This window comes from Flavobacterium sp. FG68, from assembly GCF_057808895.1.
Genome location: NZ_JBMDIY010000024.1, coordinates 1 through 25723 on the forward strand (window position 1 = coordinate 1; position 25723 = coordinate 25723).

Here is a 25723-nt window from a genome sequence, read left to right on the forward strand (position 1 = left end):
CTGCTGATGCAAAAGCGAAAGCAGACGCAGAAGCATTACAAGCTAAGTTGGCAGCGGATGCAAAAGCTAAGGCAGATGCAGAAGCATTACAAGCTAAACTTGCTGCAGATGCAAAAGCAAAAGCGGATGCTGAAGCTTCAGAAAAACAAAAAGCTGACGAAGAAACAAGAAAACTAAAAGAAGAAGAAGAACGTCAGGCAAGATTAGCAGCAGAGAAAGCAAAAGCTGATGCAGAAGCAGCAGCAGCCAGAGCAGCAGCGGCAGCAAAAGATGAAACAGCAAAAGCGATTGAAAGTTTAACTCAGTCAATTGAAAGTTCAGGTAAAACACAAAATGATCTATTAGATCAGTTTAAATCAACAGTAGCTAATAAACAAAAAGACTTGAATGATTTAAAAGAAGAGAATGATTTAAGTGAAAAAGGTATTTACAAAGAACCAAAACCTTTCAAAAGTGTAGCTGCAGAAAACAGTCAGATAGAAGCTTTAAAATCACAACTTGCAGATGCTAGTAAAGCACAGAAAGATGAGATTGCTAAGCTGACAAATTTATATAACGAAAGACTTAAAAAAGTTCCTAATAAAAATGATGCTTTAAACAAAGCTTATCTTGAGAAGATAAACGAATTGAAAGCAGCACAGTTAAAAATGGAACTTGAAGGTGCAGCATTACTTGCCGACTTAGAGCGTATTAAAGCTGAAACTGAAATTGAGAAAAAACGTAGAATTAAGCGTGCGGCATACGAAAATGATCAGGGAAGATATGCTCAGGATGTAGCTGCTCTTAAACGTATTAAAGAAACAACGAAAGTAAGCAGTACACCGCTCACGGCAGCTGATTTTGATTTTGGTGAAGATCAGTCAAACATGCAGATTATTAAGAATATTAAAAATTCTGAAAGTGGTTATTATATGATTCTTGCAGTACACAGCAGTGTTGAAAAACGAGATGAGTTCTTAACTAAAGCTGTAGCATCAGGGCTTTCAAATATTAATTTCTTTTACAATATAACAACAAGTAAATATTATATCTATTACGAGAAATTCGATGGTCTGCAAGAAGCAACTAAGGCATTAGAAGCTAAAGGTAAATCACCATACAACGGGAAAATGGCTATCGTAAAAGTCGAAAATTAATAATAGGATATAGACGGCGGCTTCTTCGAAAGGAGAAGGAAAGTAAAAACATAAATTTAAATTAAGATTGAATGTTGTTCTTTGAATGCCCCTTCAAAGAACAACAGTTAAACTGAAACCATAGTAACATGAAGAAACCTACTACTTTAAAATTAGTTTTAACTGTATTATTTTTTATACAGAGTTTTATTATGTTCTCTCAAAAGGATTTCACCCCTCGCTTTGACCAAAGTTTAAAAGGTGATATGCTCTTGATAGGTAATAATATTTTGAATAGAGATAACAACAAGAATGGTGAGCGGCCAAATAATGCGTTCAACTCAACTAGCCAGAACAACAACGACCTTACTATGCAATATATCGATATTGATAGTGACAATACTACGTTTAGTTCTAGTTCGGCTAATTTAACTGTTCCGCAATCTAGTAGAGAATGTTATAAAATCGTATATGCAGGTCTTTATTGGGCTGGTATTTACAGTAAAGGTACTGTTGACAATGGTACAGTTACGCGTGCCAATCTAGGTTCAATTAAGATTAAACTTCCAAATCAAACAGCTTATACTAATATTTCAGGATCATTAATTTATGATTACTATCCAACGACGTCAAATGGTGATCAGATGCCTTATGCATACTATTATGATCTAACAACGATGGTACAAGGATTAGCAAATCCTGAAGGAACTTATACAGTTGCTAATATTATTTCTGGAAGAGGTGGAATCAATGGAGGTTTTTCTGCAGGGTGGAATTTATTTGTTGTTTATGAAGATCCAAAATCATCTGCAAAGTATATTACTTCTTTCGACGGTCTTCGTTGGATACAAGCATCTAGTGGACCTGTAACTTATGACTTAACAGGTTTTAAAACAATTCCAACAGGAGTTGTAAAAGCAAAATTAGCTTTTGCCGCTTTAGAGGGAGACGTTAACCTTACTGGCGATAAATATTCTATTAATAATACTGATATTTTTACTACTGAGCGTTCGGTAAATAACTTCTTTAATAGTACGTTTAATGATGTTAATGGTCCTTATACAGACCGAACACCAAGTAGTGGTAATACCCTGGGGTTTGAAGCGGGGATTATAAATCTTAATAATGCCGCAAATGCAATTATTAAAAACAACGATACCTCGGCACAATTAAAGCTTAGTACGGGAGGAGACGGTTATGGACTCTTTTTCAATGCTTTTAACGTTGAGATTATTGAACCGAAAATTGTTTTAACTAAAATTGTAAAAAATAATTTAGGAGCAAATATTGGCGGGCAAAATGTTACTTTAGGACAGCAGTTAAACTACGAAATTGGTTTTAAAAATACAGGTAATGATAATGCTACCTCATTTACAATTCGAGATCAGCTGCCTATTAATATTATTTTCAATTATCCGGCTGATATTGTTTCGTTACCAACTGGGGTAACGGTTCAAAGTTATAATGCAACGACAAGAAATATTGTTTTTGCAATAAACAACAACATTGTTAAAGTTGGTGACCCTGAAAAAATTATAAGCTTTAAGGTTAAGGTTGTTCCTGATTGTCAAAGTTTAAGTGAGGCTTGTTCTAATAGTATTGACAACTCTGCTTATGCAACGTACAAAGGACAGCAAAATACAAGTTTTACAATTTCTGATGACCCGAGTGTTAATACCAATACAGGATGTATTTTAGTTCCAAAAGCGACAAACTTTTTAGTTGGAGTAGATGGTTGTAAATACACCACGAACGTTACACTTTGTGGAGCAAATATTAACTTAACAGCTGCTAATGGTTATTCAGATTATACTTGGTATAGTGATGAAGCAAGAACTATTGAAATAGGAAAAGGACAAGTATTTAATGTAAAAGATCCTGGAACTTATTATGTTTATAATCTCGCTGCTGCACCTTGTAGATCAATCTATCAGTCATTTGTTGTAACAAGATTTGGAGCAACAGTAGAAAATCCGGTAATTCCTTTCGCAGATCAGGTAGTAACTTGTTCTAATGATGGAAAAAAATTACCAAATATTTTCTTGTGTGGTTCAAATGCTGTCAGACAAATTACTACAAGTATTTCTGACGCAACAAGTATTGTTTGGGAGAAATTAAATGAAGGAAGTTGTACTGCTGTTACAAATCAAAATTGTGCCAATGAAAATGCTGCCTGTACATGGGCTAGTGTTGGTTCAGGGCCAAATTATACGGCAAACCAGGCAGGACAATTTCGAGTAACATTAAATTATGCGGGAGGATGTTTCAACCGTTTCTACTTTAATGTTTATACGAATTTGTTAACTCCAACAGAAACACATAAAGATATTATTTGTGGTGTTCCTGGAAGTATTACAATTGGCGGCGTGCCTGCAGGTTATGAATATGCTATCAGAACAGATCCTAGTGGTGCAGTAGGAGCATATCAAACAAGTAATACTTTCAATATTACAACTCCTAACTCTTATACTGTTTATATCAGACAAATTGGTGTTGCTACTAATCCATGTATTTTTTCTGTTCCGGGTATTCTTATTAGAAGCAGAGACTTACAGATTACTACAGCAGTAACTCAACCAACTTGTTACGGAGATAAAGGAAGTATAAAAGTAGGTGCTTTAAATATAGACCCGCAATATTATTATTACTTATATAATAATGCTACAAATGCACTTGTAAATAGTGTTGGGCCTATTGCAGCTTCAGATTATACTTTTGCTAATTTAAATCCTGGAACCACTTACAGGGTAAGAGTTACAAATGCACCAATTGGCGGTACACCAGCTCCAACTTGTAATGTGTCAAGTGTTATTTCTATAAATAACATTGCAGCTCCTCTAGTAGCAACTGCAGCCTTGACAACACCTCTTACAGCATGTAGCGATGGTAAAATTACATTATCAGGTTCTGGAGGTACAGCACCATATTTCTTCTTTGTAAATGGATCGACTACTTTCCTTACTTCAAACGAAATTACTTTTACAACAGCTGGAACATATAATATTCGTTTAGTTGATTCTAATAACTGTGAGGCAACAACATCAATTACAGTTACAGGAAATCCTAAGCCTGTTTACAATATAACAAATACAGAAATTAATTGTAACGGCGGTACAGCTCAAATTAATATTAACGTTACAAACGCAAACGGATATACTTTACAATACAGTATTGACAATGGTGCGACATTTAGCACTACTCCTGTTTTCTCTAATTTAACAGGCGGAACTTACAATGTTGTAGTTAAATATACTTTATCAGGAACTACATGTACTGATCCTGCAACTACTATTACAATTACAGCTCCTGCAAATGCATTAAGTGCTTCTGCGGGTGTTTCTGAATTAGCAGGTTGTGATCCATCAGGTAATGGTTTTGGTAAAGTACGTATTACAAACCCTCAAGGCGGAACTCCTCCTTACACATACAGCTTTAACGGAGGTACAACTTACGGAACATCAAATGAAGCTTACGTAGCACCGGGAACTTATACACTTTATGTTAGAGATTCAAAAGGCTGTACGTTCGCAATGCCTGGAGTTATATTAGATCCAAAACCTGCAGACCCTACAATTGCAGTTGGAGCACCAGTATTTAATTGTAATGGAACTGCAACAAGTACTGTAACGGTAACAAATGGTGGTGGGGCAAATTACAGCTATGAATATTATTTAGATAATGTTTTAAACACAAATACTCCTTCGAACGTTTTTGTAAATGTTCCATCAGGATCTCACACAGTAAGTGTAAAATACAATTTAGTTTCAGTACCAACTTATAGTAATTTATTACAAGAAGATTTTGGTTCTGGAGGAACTACAACAACTCCTGGTATTGCATCGGCTTACTGTTTCAACGACCAAAGAGTTAACCCTCCATATACTTGTTCTTTAAACGGAACTCCAACTCGTTCTGTTGAAGATAACCAATACTCAGTTACAAGTTTCTTCTGGAGAGGTGATACAGCTTGGTACCACTTTAAAGACCATACAACAAATGGAACAGATGCAAACGGAAGATATTTATTAGTAAATATTGGTGGTGCAGCAGGACCTTATGGAGTTTTATATAGCAAACCAATTATTGATGTTATCCCAAATCAGCCTGTAATGGTTTCCTTATATGTAGGTAACTTATTAAATACAGGTGTAACCGGAGCAGCTCCAATTGTAAGATTCGAATTGGTTGATGGTTCTGGTAATGTTGTTGCTACTGAAGATACAGGTAAAATTGCTGAAGCAGCAAATGATGCTAACAGAACAAAATGGGTTCCAATAAACATCTCGTTAAATCCAGGAAATAATACAAACCTTACTTTCAGAATTCGTTCAGGAAGTACTGAATATGGAGGTAATGACTTAGTTATCGATGATATCTGGGTAGGTCAGATTCCAAAATCATGTATTACTCAAAAAGATTTTCCTATTGTTATCGACAGTAATAAAGCATTTACAGCTTCTATAACAGGAGTTAAAAATGTTACTTGTAATGGAGGAAATAACGGAGAAATTACATTAGCAGCAGAAAATTTTAATCTTCCATACGGATTCGATTATTCTATGAATAATGGAACTACCTGGGTAAATTCTAAAGTATCTCCTGTAACTGTAACAGGTTTAACAAGCCAAACCTATTCAATTCAAGTTCGTTTCAACAATAGTGCATCGACTTGTAGTTTCCCATTCTCTCAACCTATTACTGCACCAGCAGCATTAGCAGTTACAGCTCAGGTTACGGCTCAGCCTACTTGTACAACTGGCGCTTCTATTACCGCAACAGTAACAGGAGGGACACCGGCTTACCAATATGAGTTAAGACAATCTAATGGAACTACAGTTGTAGTACCATTCCAAACTTCGAATATATTTACAAACGTTGCTTCAGGAACATATAGAATAGTGGTTAGAGATGCAAACGCTTGTACTTCTCCAGCTTCAGCTACTGTAAATATTAATAATCCAACAGCTCCAACAGCTTCATTAGCTGCGAGTTCAGATTTATGTTATGATTCTACTAATCAGGCAACACTTGTAGTAACAGCTACAGGAACAGGAACTTTAACTTATAGTTTAGACGGCGGAGCTGCACAAACTTCAAATACATTTACGAATGTAGGTCCTGGTACACATAATGTTGTTGTAACAGACAGTAATAACTGTACAGCTACAGTTAGCAACATTGTAATTGCACCTGAATTAGAAGGAAGCGCAACAATCTCTAAAACGTTAGATTGTACTACTTCTCCAAATGCTACTATCACAGTTTCTATTACGGGAGGTACAAGTGCATTTAAATATAAAGTTAAAATAGGTTCAGGAACTTACAGTGGTAGTAACAATGTAACAGGTAATTCATTTGTATATACTGCAACAACTGCAAATACTTATACTTTTGAAATTACAGATTCAAAAGGTTGTATTACTACAACTAGCGCAGTTGTAAATCCAATTTCAAATCCAACAGTTACAGCTACAAAAGTAAATGCAACATGTAATGGAGCTTCAACAGGTTCTATTCAATTAGTCGGAGCAGGTGGATCTGGAGGATATACTTACAGTTTCAACGGAAGTGCAACATTTATTGCTCAATCAGATTACACAGGATTAGCTGCAGGAACTTATACATTCCAGGTAATGGATAGTAAAGGTTGTAAATCTGCAGTTGGAAATATTACTATTACGCAGCCAACAACATTAACAGCTACTGCAAGTGCAACTGCATTTTCATGTAATGCTTCAAATGTTAAACAAGCGGCTACTGTAACAATTGCTGTTCCAACAACAGGTACAGCTCCTTATCAATATAGTTTTGACGGAGGAACAACTTTTACAAGCACGCGTACATTATCTGTAACAGATAATGGAACAAACCAAACTATTTCTTATGTAGTTAGTGATGCACAAGGTTGTAAAACTCCAGTTCAAACAGTTACAATTAACAGATTAAACCCTCCAACAGATTTAGCATTTAGTAATGCTGCGGTTACTTGTACAGCAACTACAACTACAGTTACTGCTACTGCCACAAATGGAGTAGGGACTTTAACGTATGCAATTACATCACCAGCAGCATCTGTAGCAACAAATACTACAGGAGTATTTGCTGGATTAGCAGCGGGAACTTATAACTTTAAAGTTACTGATGCTAACGGATGTTATTATGAAGAACCATATATTATCAATGCTGTAAGTCCAATTTCAGTTGCTGGTAATAAAACAAGTGATGCTCTTTGTAAAGGAGGAGCAACAGGATCTGGAACTTTTACAGTTTCTGGTAATGCAACAGTTGGTACTTATACTTATACAGTAACACCTCCTGCGGCGGCTGCCTCAATAACAAAATCAGGAAATACATTAACATTAGCAAACGTTGTTGCAGGAACATATTCTGTACAAGTAAGAGACAATGCAACAGGTTGTACAAATACAGCAAGTATTATTATTGCAGAGCCTGCAAATGTATTAACATTTACAGCAGCATCTACTAATGTAAATTGTAATAACGATAATTCACAAATTACAGTTACGGCTGCAGGCGGTACGCCAAATTATACTTACGCTTTCGCGAAAAGCCCATCAACAGTACCATCATCGACTTATGGCAATAGTGCTGTTTTAACAGTAGATACTAATTCTGGAGCTGATTTAGTTTGGGATGTTTATGTAAAAGACGCAAATGGCTGTACAACAAAAAATACAGTTACTATTGCTACAGATAATTTACCAAGCGTAACTGCAGCAATCAATAACCAATGTACAGGTTCAGGTAATTCGTTTACTATTACTGCAACAGGAACAGGTTTAGCTCCGTTGACATATAGTATAGATGGAACTTCTTTCCAAACTTCAAATATTTTTAACGTTGCTGCGGGAACTTATACTGTAAGTGTAAAAGATAAAAACGGCTGTATTGCTTCAGCTCCGGCTGCAACAGTAGTTTATCCACAGTTAACAGCTGTAGGTGCTGTCACAAAAGAATTAGATTGTACAGTTACTCCAAACGCAACAATTACAGTTACAATTGGCGGGGGAAGAACTCCATTTACATATACATCTAGAAAAGGTTCAGGTACTCCAAGCGCACCAAGCGCTTCTATTGCAGGACCAACATTTACTTTCTCAGTTACTCCTGGAAATGCAGACACTTATACATTTGTAATTACAGATGCTAATGGATGTCAGGCTACAGCAGTAACTACAGTAGACCCAATTTCAAACCCAACGGTTACAGCTGCTCAGACAAATTCAAGCTGTAATGGAGCTGCAGATGGTTCAGTTACTTTAACAGGTGCTGGAGGATCAGGTAGTTTCACATACAGTAATAATGCAACAACAGGATTTACTACTAACCCAGTATTTAACGGATTAGCGGCAGGTTCTTATACTTTCTATGTAAAAGACAGTAAAGGTTGTACAGGATCGGTAGCAGTTACAATTACGCAGCCAAGTACTTTAGCAGCTACAGTTGCCGTTGTAGGATTTACATGTAACACTTCAAATGCTAAAGTAGCAGGAACAGTTACTATTAATGTTACAGCAGGAACAGGAACAGCTCCTTACGAATACAGCTTCAATGGAAGCGGATACAGCTCAAATAATGTATTAACATTAAATGACAACGGTGCAGATCAGCCATATACTTACTCAGTAAGAGATGCAAAAGGATGTCCGGTTACAGGTTCAGGAACTTTATTGAGACTAAACCCTCCAACAGATTTAACTTTTGCTTCTCCAGCGGTTACTTGTACAGCTACAAGTACAACTGTTACTTTAACAGCAGTAAATGGAGTAGGAACTTTACAATACGAAACAATTGCTCCATCGACAGTAATTAGAGCAAAACAAACATCAAATGCATTCACAAACCTTGCACCTGGATCTTATACTTTCAGAGTTACAGATACAAACGGATGTTATTATACAGAACCTTACATTGTAAATCCAGTTACTCCAATTGCAATTACTGGAAATAAAACAAGTGATGTTTTATGTAGAGGAGGTTCAACAGGATCTGGTACTTATACAGTTTCTGGTAATGCTGTAGTAGGTGCTTATACATTTACTTTAACAGCAGGAACTTTAGGATCAGGAACATTAACAAAATCAGGAGATACATTAACATTATCAAATGTTGCTGCAGGAACTTATACTGTTCAGGTAACAGATACTGCAACAGGATGTACTAATTCTGCAAGTATTGTTATTGGTCAGCCAGCGGCTGCATTGGCAATTACGACAGCAGTTGCTACAAACGTAAATTGTAATAATGATAATTCAAATATTACAGTTACAGCAACAGGAGGTACTCCAAATTATACTTACGCTTTCGCGAAAAGCCCATCAACAGTACCATCATCGACTTATGGCGCTAGTAATGTTTTAACAGTAGACACTAATTCTGGAGCTGATTTAGTTTGGGATGTTTATGTTAAAGACGCAAATGGTTGTATTGCTAAATCAACAGCTACAGTTATTTTGGATGGAATGCCAGCTGTAACTAACGTAACGGTTAACAATCAATGTACAGCTTCTGGAAGCGGATTCACGATTACTGCAACTGCTACAGGTTTAGCTCCATTGACATATAGTATTGATGGAACTTCTTTCCAAACTTCAAATACATTTACAGTTGCTGCGGGAACTTACACAGTAAGTGTAAAAGATAAAAACGGCTGTACTGTTTCAGCTCCGGCTGCAACAGTAGTTTACCCACAATTAACAGCAGCTGGTACAGTTACAAAAGAATTAGATTGTACAGCTACTCCAAACGCAACTATTACAGTTACAATTGGCGGCGGTAGATCTACATATACTTACACAGTACAAAAAGGTGCTGGTGCACCAAGTGCAGCAAGCGCACCAATTACAGGACCAACATTTACATACACAGTAACACCTGCAAATGCAGATACTTATACATTTGTAATTACAGATTCTAACAGCTGTACGAGAACAGCAGTTGTTACTGTTGCCCCAATTGCAAATCCAACGGTTACGGCTGTTCAGGTAAATGCAAGCTGTAATGGCGCTGCAGATGGTTCAGTTACTTTAACAGGTGCTGGAGGATCAGGTAGTTTCACATACAGTAATAATCCAACAACAGGATTTACAACTAATCCAGTATTTACAGGATTGGCTGCTGGTTCTTATACTTTCTATGTAAAAGACAGTAAAAACTGTACAGGATCTGTAGCAGTTACAATTACGCAGCCTATAACATTAGCAGCAACAGTTGCAGTAGTTCCATTTACATGTAACACTTCAAATGCTAAAGTAGCAGGAACAGTTACAATCAATGTTACTGCAGGAACAGGAACTTCTCCTTACGAATACAGCTTCAACGGAAGCGGATACAGCTCAAATAATGTATTAACATTAAATGACAACGGAGCGAATCAAGCTTATACTTACTCAGTAAGAGATGCAAAAGGCTGTCCGGTTACAGGTAATGGAACTTTATTGAGACTAAACCCACCAACAGATTTAACTTTTGCTTCACCAGCAGTTACTTGTACAGCTACAACTACTACTGTTACTTTAACGGCTGTAAACGGAGTTGGAACTTTACAATATGAAACGATTGCTCCATCGACAGTAATCATTGCTAAACAAACATCAAGTTCATTCGCAAATCTTGCACCTGGATCTTATACTTTCAGAGTTACAGATGCAAACGGATGTTATTATACAGAACCTTACATTGTTAATCCGGTTACACCAATTGCAATTACAGGAAATAAAACAAGTGATGTTTTATGTAGAGGAGGTTCAACAGGATCTGGAACTTATACAGTTTCTGGTAATGCTGTAGTTGGTGCTTATACATTTACTGTAACACCAGTTGGGGCATCGGTTGCACAATCAGGAAACACATTAACATTATCAAATGCTACGGCTGGTACTTATACTGTTCAGGTAACAGATACTGCAACAGGATGTACGAATTCTACAAGTATTGTTATTGGTCAGCCAGCGGCTGCATTAACAATTACTACAGCTGTAGGAACTAATGTTAATTGTAATAACGATAATTCACAAATTACAGTTACAGCTGCAGGCGGTACACCAAATTATACTTACGCTTTCGCAAAAAGCCCATCAACAGTTCCAACATCTACTTACGGAAATAGTGCTGTTTTAACAGTAGATACTAATTCTGGAGCTGATTTAGTTTGGGATGTTTACGTGAAAGATGCAAATGGCTGTATTGCTAAATCAACAGCTACAGTTATTTTGGATGCAATGCCAGCGATTACTAACGTAACGGTTAATAATCAATGTACAGCTTCTGGAAGCGGATTCACTATTACTGCGACTGCTACAGGTTTAGCACCATTAACTTACGGAATTAATGGTCCAACTGGAGCGTTCCAAACAAGTAATACTTTCTCAGTAGCTGCAGGAACTTATACCGTTTATGTAAAAGATAAAAACGGATGTATTGCTGCGGCTCCGGCTGCAACAGTGGTTTACCCGCAATTAACAGCTGCTGGTACAGTTACAAAAACATTAGATTGTACAGCTACTCCAAATGCAACAATTACAGTTACAATAGGCGGAGGTAGATCTACATATACTTATACAGTACAAAAAGGTGCTGGTGCTCCAAGTGCAGCAAGTGCACCTATTTCGGGACCAACATTTACATACACAGTAACACCTGCAAATGCAGATACTTATACATTTGTAATTACAGATTCTAACAGCTGTACAAGAACTGCAGTTGTTACAGTTGCTCCTATTACAAACCCAACAGTTACAGCTGTTCAGGTAAATGCAAGCTGTAATGGAAGTTCAAATGGTTCAGTTACTTTAACAGGTGCTGGAGGATCAGGCGGATTTACATATAGCAACAATGTTGCAGGACCATTTGCTGCAAATCCGGTATTTACAGGATTAGCTGCAGGTTCTTATACTTTCTACGTAAAAGACAGTAAAAACTGTACAGGATCAGTAGCAGTTACAATTACGCAGCCTTTAACATTAGCTGCTACAGTAGTTGAAGTTCCGTTCTCATGTAACACTTCAAATGCTAAAGTAGCAGGAACAGTTACAATTAATGTTACAGCAGGAACAGGAACTGCTCCTTACGAATACAGCTTCAACGGAAGCGGGTACAGCTCAAATAATGTTTTAACATTAAATGATAACGGAACTAACCAAGCTTATACTTACTCAGTAAGAGATGCAAAAGGATGTCCGGTAACAGGTAATGGAACTTTATTGAGATTAAACTCTCCAACAGATTTAACATTTGCTGCTCCGGCAGTTACTTGTACGGCTACAACAACTACTGTTACTTTAACAGCGACAAATGGTGTTGGAACTTTACAATACGAAACAATTGCTCCATCTCCGGTTATCATTCCTAAACAAACATCTAATGCTTTTGCAAATCTTGCACCAGGTACTTATATGTTTAAAGTTACCGATGCTAACGGATGTTATTATACAGAATCATATACAGTTAATCCGGTAACTCCAATTACTGTTTTAGCTAGTAAATTAAGTGATGTATTATGTAACGGAGGAAATACAGGATCTATAAGATTAACTGTTTCAGGTTTCGGTTCTACATATTCTTATACAGTTAATGGAGGTACAGCAGTAACAGGAGTTAATAGTGGAACTGTAACTTTACCAAATTTAACTGCAAATACTTATGCAATTGTTATTACAGATGAAGTAACAGGTTGTACAGCTAATGCTTCGATTACTATTAATCAACCGGCTGCTGCTTTATCTGCAACTTATGCTGCGGTAAATGCTAACTGTTTCGTTAGTACTTCAGCAGTTACAGTTACTGCAACTGGTGGAACGCCTATATACAGATATTCATTCGTTCAGGATGGTGCTGCGGTAGGAGCTTATTCAAACAATAACAAAGCAAACTTAGACCCAGCTGTTAACTTAAACTGGGACGTTCACGTTATAGATGCAAACGGATGTACATTTAAATTAGATATTACTATAGCTAAAGATGTTGTTCCAACTGTTACAGCTTCTGCAGCGGGTCAGTGTTTTGGTGTAGGAAGCTATACTATTACAGCAACTCCGGGAGTTGGACTAGTAGCACCATTGAGCTACAGTATTAATGGAGGAGCTTCATATCAGGCAGGTAACACGTTTGTTGTTACTACACCTGGAAGTTATACTATCAGAATTAAAGATGGTAACGGATGTACAGCAGATAGTAATGTTGTTTTAGTAAATAACGCATTAACACTAAATGCGACATTAGACAAGGACATTACATGTTCAGTTCCAACTGATGCTCAAATTACTTTGACACCAGCAGGAGGAAGCGGACCATTTACTTATACAGCTTCTCCTAATACAGGAACAATTGCTGGAAATGTATTTACAACTAACACAGCAGGATCATACACTTTCACAGTAACTGATTCTAGAGGTTGTACAGCTACATCTACTGCGGTTGTCGTTACAACTCCAGTTAATCCAGACATTACAGGAGTTACACAAACTCAAAGTATAAACTGTAATGGTGATGCTACTGCAGCAATCGCTATTACAATCGATAATACACAAGGACAAGCACCATTTGTATATACTGTTTTAAATACAACTACAGGAGTTAATTACGGTTCACAAACTTCTGGCCTAGCTGCTGGTAATTATGTAATTACTGTAACTGATGCAAAAGGATGTACAGATACAGATAATATTAATATTGCACAGCCAACACCAATCGTAGTAAATAGAACAATTACGCCTATTACTTGTGGTGCATTAGGTGTTTCATTAGGAGCTATTACAATTACTTCTGTTACGGGAGGAACTCCTAATTATACTTATCATGTAACCGGAGTAAATGGATATAACAAACAAATTACAGGTCAAACTGGAGCTTCAGTTGTTTTCGAAGTAGTTGACTTTGGTTTATACCAAATTATCATTACAGATGCAAATGGTTGTACTAATATAGAGCAAAATATATTTGTTGCTTCACCGCCAAATGATCTTGATATTACAGTAACACCACCGCCAGCTGATTGTTCTTCTTTAGGTTCAGCAGTTGTAGCTATTGGTGCTGCATCTACTAATATTACAGGTAATGGGCCATTCCACTTCGCTGTTTACACAGGTCCTGGAATGACTTATACTTCTCCAACTACTTTACCGTGGTATGATGAAGACGTTTTAGGAGTTCCTGCAGGAGTAAACCCAGGAAGTAAAAAAACAAGCATACCAAACTTATTACCAGGAGTTAAATATACTTTCATCGTTCATGATGCAGGAACAGGTTGTTACTACTATGAAACAGCTCAATTCCCTATTCCAACTAACTCTACTTTAACTGTAACTGGATTAACAGCTAACAATGTTACTTGTAAAGGAAGCAATAATGGAAATGTTTCATTGACAGTAAATAGTACATATCCAACACCAACACCTATTAGTTATGAGATATTTAATTCTTTCACAATGGTTACTACAGGTGTTACCGGAACAGGTACAGTACCTGCTAATGGTTCACTTCCAATTAACAACATTGGGGCTTTAGGTTTTGGAAATTATGTTGTTGTAATTAAAGAAACTGCAGGTGGAACTAATGCAGGTTGTAGTGTTGCTAGTAATACATTTAACATTACTGAATCTGCTATTGATTTATCAGTTACGGCTTCAGTTACTAAAAATGCAAATTGTAATCCAAACTCTGGTGTAATTACAGCTGTTGCAAAAGACGGAACAGGTCCATATACATATCAATTATTATTGTCTACAGATCCTGCACCAACAGCAGCTTCTACAGGTTGGGCTTCTGTAAATACATTTAACAGAAATGCAGGAAACTACATTGCTTACGCAAAAGATGCTTATGGCTGTATCAAATTCGCAGCTATTACATTAAATAAAGATGTCGATCCAACAATTACAGCACCAGCTGGAATTTGTTATGACGGTAATCCATTCACATTTGCAATTTCTGGAACAGTTGATCCAGCAGTTGGAGGAGCTACTTACAGCGTAAACGGAAGTACTTTCCAAACAAGTCCAAGCTTTACGTTTAATGCTTCAGGTACTTATACTTTAGTAATTAAAGATGGAAATGGTTGTACAGCAACTACAACTTATGAAGTTAAACCACAGCTACACTTAAGTGCAGCATTAACAAAAGAACTAGATTGTACTATAACTCCAGACGCTCAAATTACATTAACAGCTACAGGAGGTTACAACACAGCATACACTTATTATTATTCTACTGATGGAGGTCTTAACTATACCTTGATGCCATCAAATGTTCTAACAACTAGTGTTTTAGCTAACTATATGTTCAAAGTAAATGATGCTAAATTGCCAACAGCATGTGAGGCAACTACTACTTTAACATTAGATCCTATCCAGCCTACATTATTTACTACTGTTGAAACACATGTAAGTTGTAATGGAGGTACAGATGGAACAATTACGGTAAATGTTACTTCAGGAGTTGGTCCTTATCAATATCAATTAGATGGTGGAGCTTTCCAAACATCAAATGTATTTACAGGATTAGCGGCAGGTACTGCATATACTATTACGGTAAGAGATGCTAAATCTTGTCTTTATCCAGGTACGCCAATCACAATAACGCAGCCGGCAGCATTAACAGCAACGTCTGCTTTAACAACAGCATTGACATGTGCTGCAGGAAATGTACCAACAAAAGCAGTAGTTACTGTAACAGCTGCAGATGGTACTGCTCCTTACTTATATAGTTTTGATAACGGTGTAACTTATACAAGTACAAATACATACGAAGCTTTTGCTGGAACAACATTCAATGTTTTAGTTAAAGATGCTAAAGGATGTATATTCACTTTAACAAATGGAGTTAATATTCCAGCGTTAAATCCGCCAACAATTACAAACATTATTGGAACACCAATTTATTGTGCTCCGGCGGCTAGTACTACAAGTACAGTTACTATCACTACAACAAATGGTGTTGGTACTTTAGCTTACGCAATTTTATCACCAGCTAGTGCAACTTCAAATGTTTCAGGTGCTGCTAGCGGAATATTCACATTATTAGCTCCGGATACTTACTTATTTGAAGTAACTGATGCTAACGGATGTAAAGATCAAAAATCATACACAGTTGCTCCGGTAACTAATATTACAGTTGCAGGTCAATTAGTAAGTAATGTAATTTGTAACGGACAAGCAAATGGTGCCGTTAAATTCACAGTTGCAAACTTTGGAGCAACATATACTGCAACATTAACAGCAGGAACAGGTACGGTAACACAAACAGGAAATACTGTTGACGTTACAGGATTAGTTCCGGCAACATACACTCTTCAGGTTACTGATGATATTACAGGATGTATTGCAACTGCTTCAGTTGTAGTTACTCAGCCAACAGCTCTAAGCATCAACTTGGTTAGCAACGTAAATGCAAATTGTAATTCTGGTGCAAAAGTTGAAGTTATTGCTTCAGGTGCAACACCTAACTATACTTACGCATTCGTTCAGGATGGTGTTACTCCGGTAGCTGCAGATTACACAAATAGTGCAAGAGCTGTATTAGCTCCGGCTACAAACACATTATGGGATGTTTATGCAAAAGATGCAAATGGATGTACAGTTAAATTAGACGTAACAATTGGTACAGACGCATTACCAACAATTGACTTAACTGCTTCAGTATACTGTTATACAGGAGGTCCAGTACCAATTACAATCACTGGAACTTTTGTAGGTGCTACAGCTGAATACAGCATTGGTAACGGATTCCAGTCTAGTCCTAACTTTGTATTGAATGCACCAGGAACTTATACATTCTCTATTAAAGATGTTAATGGCTGTATTGTTTCAGTTCCTTATACATTAAACCAACAATTATTATTAAATGCTACTTTAACGCAAGATTTAACTTGTGCAGGATCAGCTAGTATTACATTATTGGCAACTCAGGGAACTACAACTTACACAGGATTTGAAGTTGACTTTAACGGAGGTGGATATGTTGCTGCAACATCACCTTACACGGCTACTGCTGCTGGAACTTACACTTTCAGAGTAACAGACAGCCAAGGATGTCAGGCACTTTCTATTCCGGTAGTAGTAACTCCAACAACAACTCCAACAGCAACATTAGCACAAACAAACGTAAGCTGTATTGGAGGAAATGACGGAAGTATTACTGTTACTGCTGCAAATGGAATTACTCCATATCAGTACAGCATTAACGGAGGAGCTTTCCAAACGTCAAATATATTCACAGGATTAATTGCAGGAACTTACAACATTGTTGTTCGTGACGCTAAGCAATGTTCTTCAGTAAGCGTACCAGCTACAATTACTCAACCGACAGCTTTAGCTGCAACAGCTGTGTTAACGCAAGGATTAACTTGTGGAACAGGTAATGCTACGCAGCCAGCAATTGTTACAATCAATGTAACTGCAGGAACAGGAACAGCGCCTTACCAATACAGTTTCAACGGAGGAACAAATTATAGTACAACAAATACGTTGACTACTTATAATGCAGGATTAGTTACAGCTTATGTAAAAGATGCTAACAATTGTATCATTGCAGTGCCAGTTACTATCACTATTCCAGCGTTGAATGCGCCGACTAATATGGATATTAACGGAACACCTATTTATTGTGCTCCAGCGGCAAACACAACAAGTACAGTTACAATTAGTAACGTAATCAACGGTGTTGGAACGCTTCAATATGAGATTCTTTCTCCAATTGTTGCAGCGAAACAAACTTCAGCGGTATTTGCAGGATTAACTCCAGATACTTACTTATTCCAGGTGACTGATGCTAATGGTTGTACTTACCAAGAATCTTATACTGTTTTACCGGTAACTAACATTACAGTTGCAGGTCAATTAATAAGTAACGTTACTTGTAACGGAAATACAAATGGTGCAGTTAGATTTACTGTTGCTAATTATGGAACTTCTTATACTGCAACATTAACAGCAGGTACAGGTACATTAGTTCAGACAGGAAATACTGTAAACGTTACAGGATTAGTTCCTGGAACATATACAGTTCAGGTTGTTGATGGAACAACAGGATGTATTGCAACTGCTTCAGTAGTTGTGGCTCAGCCAACAGTTCTAGGTCTTAACTTAGTAAGCAACGTAAATGCAAATTGTAATTTCGGTGCAAAAGTGACTGTTTTAGCAAACGGAGGAACACCAAATTATACATACGCATTTGTTCAAGATGGTGTTACACCAGTTGCTGCAGATTATACAAATAGTGCAAATGCAGTATTAGCACCAACAGTAAATACTCTATGGGATGTTTATGCTAAGGATGCAAACGGATGTACAGTAAAACTTGATGTAACAATTGGTACAGATGCATTGCCAACAATCAATTCATCAGTTGGATTATATTGCTACACAGGAGGTCCAGTACCAATTACTATAACAGGAACAGGTGTTGCACCTTTAACATACAGCATTGGTAACGGATACCAATCTAGCCCTAACTTTGTATTGAATGCGCCAGGAAACTATGTATTCTATATTAAAGATGCTAACGGCTGTATTGTTTCAAGCCCTTATACATTACGTCAGGAATTGTTGTTAAAAGCTACTTTAACACAAGATTTAACTTGTGCAGGATCAGCGAGTATCACATTATTGGCAACTCAGGGTACTCTTACTTACACAACATTCGAAGTATCGTTTAACGCGGGTGCATATACTGCTGTAACATCACCTTACACGGCTACAGCTGCTGGAACTTATACTTTCAGAGTAACAGACAGTCAGGGATGTCAGGCAGTTTCTATTCCGGTAGTAGTAACTCCAACAACAACTCCAACGTCTACATTTACACAGACAAACGTAAGCTGTATAGGAGGAAATAACGGAAGTATTATTGTTACTGCTGCAAATGGTATTGTACCATATGAGTACAGTATCAACGGAGGAGCTTTCCAGGCTTCAAATATATTCACAGGATTAGTTGCAGGAACTTACAACATTGTTGTTCGTGATGCTAAACAATGTTCTTCAGTAAGCGTACAAGCTACAATTACTGAGCCGACAGCTTTAGCAGCAACAGCTGTGTTAACGCAAGGATTAACTTGTGGTACAGGTAATTCAACTCAACCTGCGATTGTTACAATAAATGTAACTGCAGGAACAGGAACAGCACCTTACCAATATAGTTTCAACGGAACAAATTATAGTACAACAAATGCGTTGACTACTTATAATGCAGGATTAGTTACGGCTTATGTAAAAGATGCTAATAACTGTATGATTGCAGTGCCGGTTACTATTACTATCCCAGCGTTAAATGCGCCAACAAATATGGATATTAATGGAACACCAATTTATTGTGCTCCAGCCGCAAGTACAACAAGTACAGTTACGATTAGTAACGTAGTTAATGGTGTAGGAACACTTCAATATGAGATTCTTTCTCCAATCGCTGTAGCGAAACAAACTTCAGCGGTATTTGCAGGATTAACTCCAGACACTTACTTATTCCAAGTGACAGATGCTAATGGTTGTACTTACCAAGAATCATATACTATTAATCCGGTAACAAATATTACAGTTGCAGGTCAATTAGTAAGTAATGTGGTTTGTAACGGACAATCAAATGGTGCTGTTAAATTTACAGTTGCAAATTACACAGGAACTTACACAGCAGTATTAACTGCAGGTACTGGTACATTAGCTATAACAGGAAATACTGTAAACGTGACAGGATTAGTTCCGGGAACTTACACAGTTCTTATTACTGATGGAATTACTGGATGTACAGCTACTGCTTCAGTAGTTGTGGCTCAGCCAACATCTATAGGTCTTAGCGTAGTAAGTAACATAAATGCAAATTGTAATTTCGGTGCTAAAGTTGAAGTTCTTGCTTCTGGCGGTACTCCGGTTTATAAATATGTATTCGTTGAAGACGGAGTTACTCCAAATGTTTTAGATTACGATACTGTTGCAAACGCTGTATTAGACCCAACTGTAAATACACAATGGGATGTTTATGCAATGGATGCAAACGGATGTACAACTAAAATTGATGTAACAATTGCTACAGATGCATTGCCAACAATCAATTCATCAGCTGGATTGTATTGTTACACAGGAGGTCCGGTGCCAATTACAATCACGGGAACTTATGTTGGAACGCCAACATACAGTATAGGTAACGGATACCAATCTAGCCCTAACTTTGTATTGAATGCGCCAGGAAACTACACATTCTATATTAAAGATGGAAATGGCTGTATCGTTTCAAGCCCTTACAAATTAAATCAGGAATTATTATTACAAGCTTCTTTAACACAAGATTTAACTTGTGCAGGATCAGCTGTTATTACATTATTGGCAACTCAGGGTACACTTACTTACACAGGATTCGAAGTTGACTTTAATGCAGGAGGATACTTCCCTGCAACATCACCTTATACGGCTACAGCTGCTGGAACTTATACTTTCAGAGTAACAGACAGTCAAGGATGTCAGGCAGTTTCTATTCCGGTAATAGTAACACCAACAACAACTCCATCAGCAACATTAGCACAAACAAACGTAAGCTGTGTAGGAGGAAATAACGGAAGCATCATTGTTACTGCTGCTAATGGAGTTGTTCCATATGAGTACAGTATCAATGGAGGAGCTTTCCAAGCTTCAAATGTTTTCACAGCATTAATTGCGGGAACTTACAACATCGTTGTTCGTGATGCTAAGCAATGTTCTTCAGTAAGCGTACAAGCTACAATTACGGAGCCAGCTGCTCTTGCTGCAACTGCGGTATTAACTCAAAGTTTAACTTGTGGAACAGGTAATGCTACTCAACCGGCAATTGTTACAATCAATGTAACTGCAGGAACAGGAACAGCACCTTACCAATATAGTTTCAACGGAATAAATTATAGTGCAACGAATACATTCACTACTTATAATGCAGGAACAGTTACAGCTTCGGTAAAAGATGCTAATAATTGTACAATTGCAGTACCGGTAAGTGTTACAATTCCGGCACTAGATGCTCCAGTAATCGATTCTGTAACAGGAACAGATATTTGGTGTACACCAGCTGCTAACACAACAAGTACAGTTACTGTAACTGTTTCACATGGTGTTGGTGCATTACACTACGAGATTCTTTCTCCAGCTAGCGCCGTTACAAATGTTTCTGGTGCAGCAAACGGAATCTTTACAGGTCTAACAGCAGATACTTACTTATTCCAGGTAACTGATGCAAACGGATGTAAAGATGATGTATATTACACAGTTGATCCGCTAGTAAACATTACAGCAGCAGGTCAGTTAGTAAATGACGTAAGCTGTAACGGAGGTTCAAACGGATCAGTGAAATTTGATGTTGACAATTTTGACGGGGCTTACACAGCAGCTTTAATTGGAGGACCAACTACAGGAACTCTAACACAAGTTGGAAAAGTAGTAACGCTGACAAACTTACCAATCGGTACGTATACAGTAGAAGTTACTGACACAACAACAGGATGTACAGCTTCGGCTTCAGTAACTGTTGGTCAGCCTTCAGTATTAACATTGACTGTCGCTTCAAATATAAATGCTAATTGTAATTCAGGTGCTCAGGTTAGTGTAACAGCTGCAGGAGGAACACCAGATTATAAATATGCTTTCATCGCAGGAGCAGGAACTCCACCAGCAGCAGATTATACAAACAGTAATAATGCTGTTTTAGATCCGGCTGTAAGCTTAAACTGGAGAGCATACGTATTAGATTCTAAAGGTTGTGAAACATTTATCCCAATAACAATTGCGGTAGATCCATTACCAACTGCAATAACAGCTAATGTTACTAGCCAATGTCCTACGGCAGCAGGTGAATATACATTTACAGTTACTGTTGGTTCTGGTGTTGCACCTTACGAATACAGTATTGGAGCAGGTTTCCAAACAAGCCCAACATTTACTGTAAACGCTGCAGGAACATACGATGTAACAGTAAGAGATGCAAACGGATGTACAGCTACAGCAACTGCTGCGGTAACGATCACTCCGGGATTACAGTTAGAGACTATAGTTACAACATTACCAAGTTGTACATTTAATAATGGTGTAATTACTGCTACTGCAACAGGAGGTTCAGGAACAGCGAATTATAGATATACTTTAGACGGAGGTGTAAGCATAAATACTACACCGGCTGTATTTAACAACGTTGCTCCGGGTACACACGTTATCAGAGTAAGAGACGTATTAACAACTTGTGACTTTAACGTTACAATTGAAATTGCTCCGGCAACAGTTATTACAGGATTTACTTTAAACGGAACAAATGTTTCTTGTAGAGGTAATTCAGATGGTTCAATCACGGCTAATTTAGATCCAAGTGCGCCAGGTGTAAACGATAACCCAGTTTATACATATACATTAACAGGAACTACAGCTTTAGGAGTAGCGGTTAACAGACCAGCTCAGACTCAAAACATTTTTGATAACCTTCAGGCTGGAGATTATACGGTAACAGTAACTTCTGGAAGAGGTTGTGTGGATTCTGAAGATATTAGAATCAGCGAACCAAACGTGATTACAGTTAACGCACCAGTTATCACACAATACAATTGTACAGCTGGAACAAACGTTTCAAACTATGCAGTTATTACAGTAAATAACGTTGTTGGTGGTTCTGGAGTTTATACAATCTATGAGTTCATTAAAGGTGGAGTTGTAGTTCAAAGAGGTCCATCAAATGCTTACAGCGAGTCAGACTTCATAGGTGGTGACTATACTGTAAATGTTTACGATGATAAAGGATGTATGGGATCTAGTACAGGAATAATTAGAGTAAATCCTTTCATTCGTTTAGATCAAATAAATGTTGCTGTAAATACTGCTGTAACTTGTATTTCTAATGAAGATATTACTGTAACGGTAACATCTATTGGAGGAACACCAGCAATATTGAATTACAATGTTGCCGGAACTGATGGAAATACATACAATCAGTCAAATACAACTGGAGTATTCACAGGATTAACTATCGGAAATTATTTAATTACCGTTACAAACCTTGCTACAGGATGTTCAATTGTACAAGCACATTATGTTAATGATCCTAATACTTTTGATATTAATGTAACACCAGTTAACGGACAAATCTGTTACGGTACTGCAAACGGAAGTGTTGATTTAACTTTTGTAGATAATCAGTTAAACCCAACAAATGATGCAGGTGCATTCAACTATGTAATTACAGGACCAGTTCCAAGTAACGGAACAACAACAAATGCAGGTCCGGTTAGTATTTCTAACTTAACTGCTGGTCAATACACAGTTGTTGCAACACTAGTAAACAACCCATTCTGTACAGTTTCTACATTGTTCACAATTGAGCAGCCAACAGCAGCTCTTACAGTAACAACAGCGAAATCTGATATTACTTGTGTAACAGGAAATAACGACGGAGAAATCACTGCTTCAGCAGCAGGTGGATGGGATAATAAATACGAATACCAATTGGTATTGAATGGTACAACATTAGTTGACTACTCAGCTCAATTCGTGTGGTCAGGATTATCAGCAGGTAACTATACAATTAACGTTAGAGATAATGTAGGTTGTATCGCTACAGCAACAGAAGTATTAGTTGTTCCGGCACCAATCGTGGTTACTGCATCAGCAAGTACTACAACACTAACATGTTTTGGAGATAAAACTGCAATAATTACAGTAGACCCTCCAACAGGTGGACAAGGAAGTAACTATCAGTATACTTTAAATATTCTTTCAGCAAATCCAGTTATTAGTTCTGGACCACAACTTAGCCCAATATTCACAGGTTTAGGTGCTGGAACTTATAGTATTACAGTTACTGACGGATTTAGTTGTTCTGCAACTTCAGTAAACATTGTGATCAATGAGCCAACAGAGGTTATTCCAACTTTAGTTGAAGCTAGCTCACAAACATGTTTAACTCAGGCAACACTTACATTAAGCGCAGTGGGTGGAACAGCTCCTTACACTTATAGTACTGATGCTAATTTTGCAACAACTATTGGTTCATTCAATGCATCAGTTACGTTCCCGGTTGCTGTTGGTAAATACAGCTACTATGTAAAAGATGTTGCAGGATGTGTAGGTTATGTTTCTAATGAGATCACAATTGATCCTCTTGAACCGCTTAACATTGATGTTGATGCAACAAATGCAGTTGTAAAATGTACAGGTGAAGCTACGGGAGTTATAGTAGCAGAAGCTAAAGGAGGTTTAGGAAACTATATCTATACATTAGAAAATACTGCTGGAACTATTATCCAAGGTCCTCAGGCTACTGGTATCTTCGAAGATTTAGTAATTGGAGATTATATTGTGAAAGTAGAAAGTGGAGATTGTGATGATGCATCTGATGTAATTACAATCAACGAACCGCCAGTTGCTTTACAAGCTGTGTTTACACCAACTAATGTTACATGTTTCGGTGAAAACAATGGTAAAATTGTAGTAACTGCAACAGGTGGAACAGGAGTTATTAAATACGCAATCTCACCAGATTTAAATCAGTTTGATACAATCAGTGTGTTTGATAAACTTGCTCCAGGATTGTATACTGTAATTGCGCAAGATGAGAACGGATGTTATGTAATGACAGATATCACAATCACGCAGCCAGCTGCACCGCTTATAGTTACAGCAGGCTCAATATTAGGAGAACAATGTAAAGGCGACTTAAATGGAGAATTTACAATTGATATCACTGGTGGAACTGCTCCTTACACAGTAAGTCTTGATTTACCAAATGGTCCTTTTGATCCAATTGCTGGAACTCAGCATACATTTGATGGTCTTGCAGGAGGTAATCATACCGCTTATGTTAAAGATGCAAATGGTTGTAATTTTGAAATTGAGGTTCTTGTGCCATTGGCAGTTGACATCAATCCAACAGCAGAAGTTGTTTACGGTTGTGAAACTAATACAGTGACAGTAACTATAGATCCTTCTGTAGATCCTGCTGATGTTGATTACTCTTTAGATGTTATAGCTGGTCCATACCAATTATCAAATGAATTTAAAGATGTATTACCTGGTGATCACGTAATTTACGCAAGACATACAAACGGATGTATCCAGCCAACAGCAAGTTTCACAATCCAGGCATTTGATAAATTACATATTCAATTAGCTGGAGGACAACAAGAAATGAACGTAGTTTCTTTAACTGCAATTGGCGGAAGACCTGCTTATGAATACAGTTTTGACGGAGGTCCATTTACATCTGAGACTAAATTTAAATATTATGAGTCTAGAGATTATGTAATTAAGGTAAAAGATCAAAACGGATGTATTGATACGATTACAATACCGTTGACTTACATTGATGTTTGTCTTGATAATTACTTTACACCAAACGGAACTCACAGTGGTTGGGGACCTGGATGTACAAATATTTATACTAATCTAGAGTTTGCGATCTTCGATAGATACGGACGTCAGATTGCTAAATATCATTATGGTCAAAAATGGGATGGTAGATACAATGGCGAGGAATTACCAACAGGTGATTACTGGTATGTTCTTAAACTTAATGACGTGAATGATGCAAGAGAGTTTGTTGGACATTTCACTTTATACAGATAACAAAATATAGCCCCTTATGATGTTATCTAAAAA

General features: G+C 37.3%; 1 protein-coding gene and 1 pseudogene. Both read left to right on the forward strand.

The window, feature by feature from the left end; all coding sequences use genetic code 11:
- Window positions 1-1136, forward strand: a pseudogene (locus ACODSB_RS15535) (PorP/SprF family type IX secretion system membrane protein); the annotation flags it as partial.
- A 128-nt stretch (window positions 1137-1264) separates the two neighbouring features.
- Window positions 1265-25690, forward strand: a complete 24426-nt coding sequence (locus ACODSB_RS15540) for a T9SS type B sorting domain-containing protein (RefSeq protein WP_488937712.1) — start codon at window positions 1265-1267, stop codon at window positions 25688-25690.
- Window positions 25691-25723: the final 33 nt, after the last annotated feature.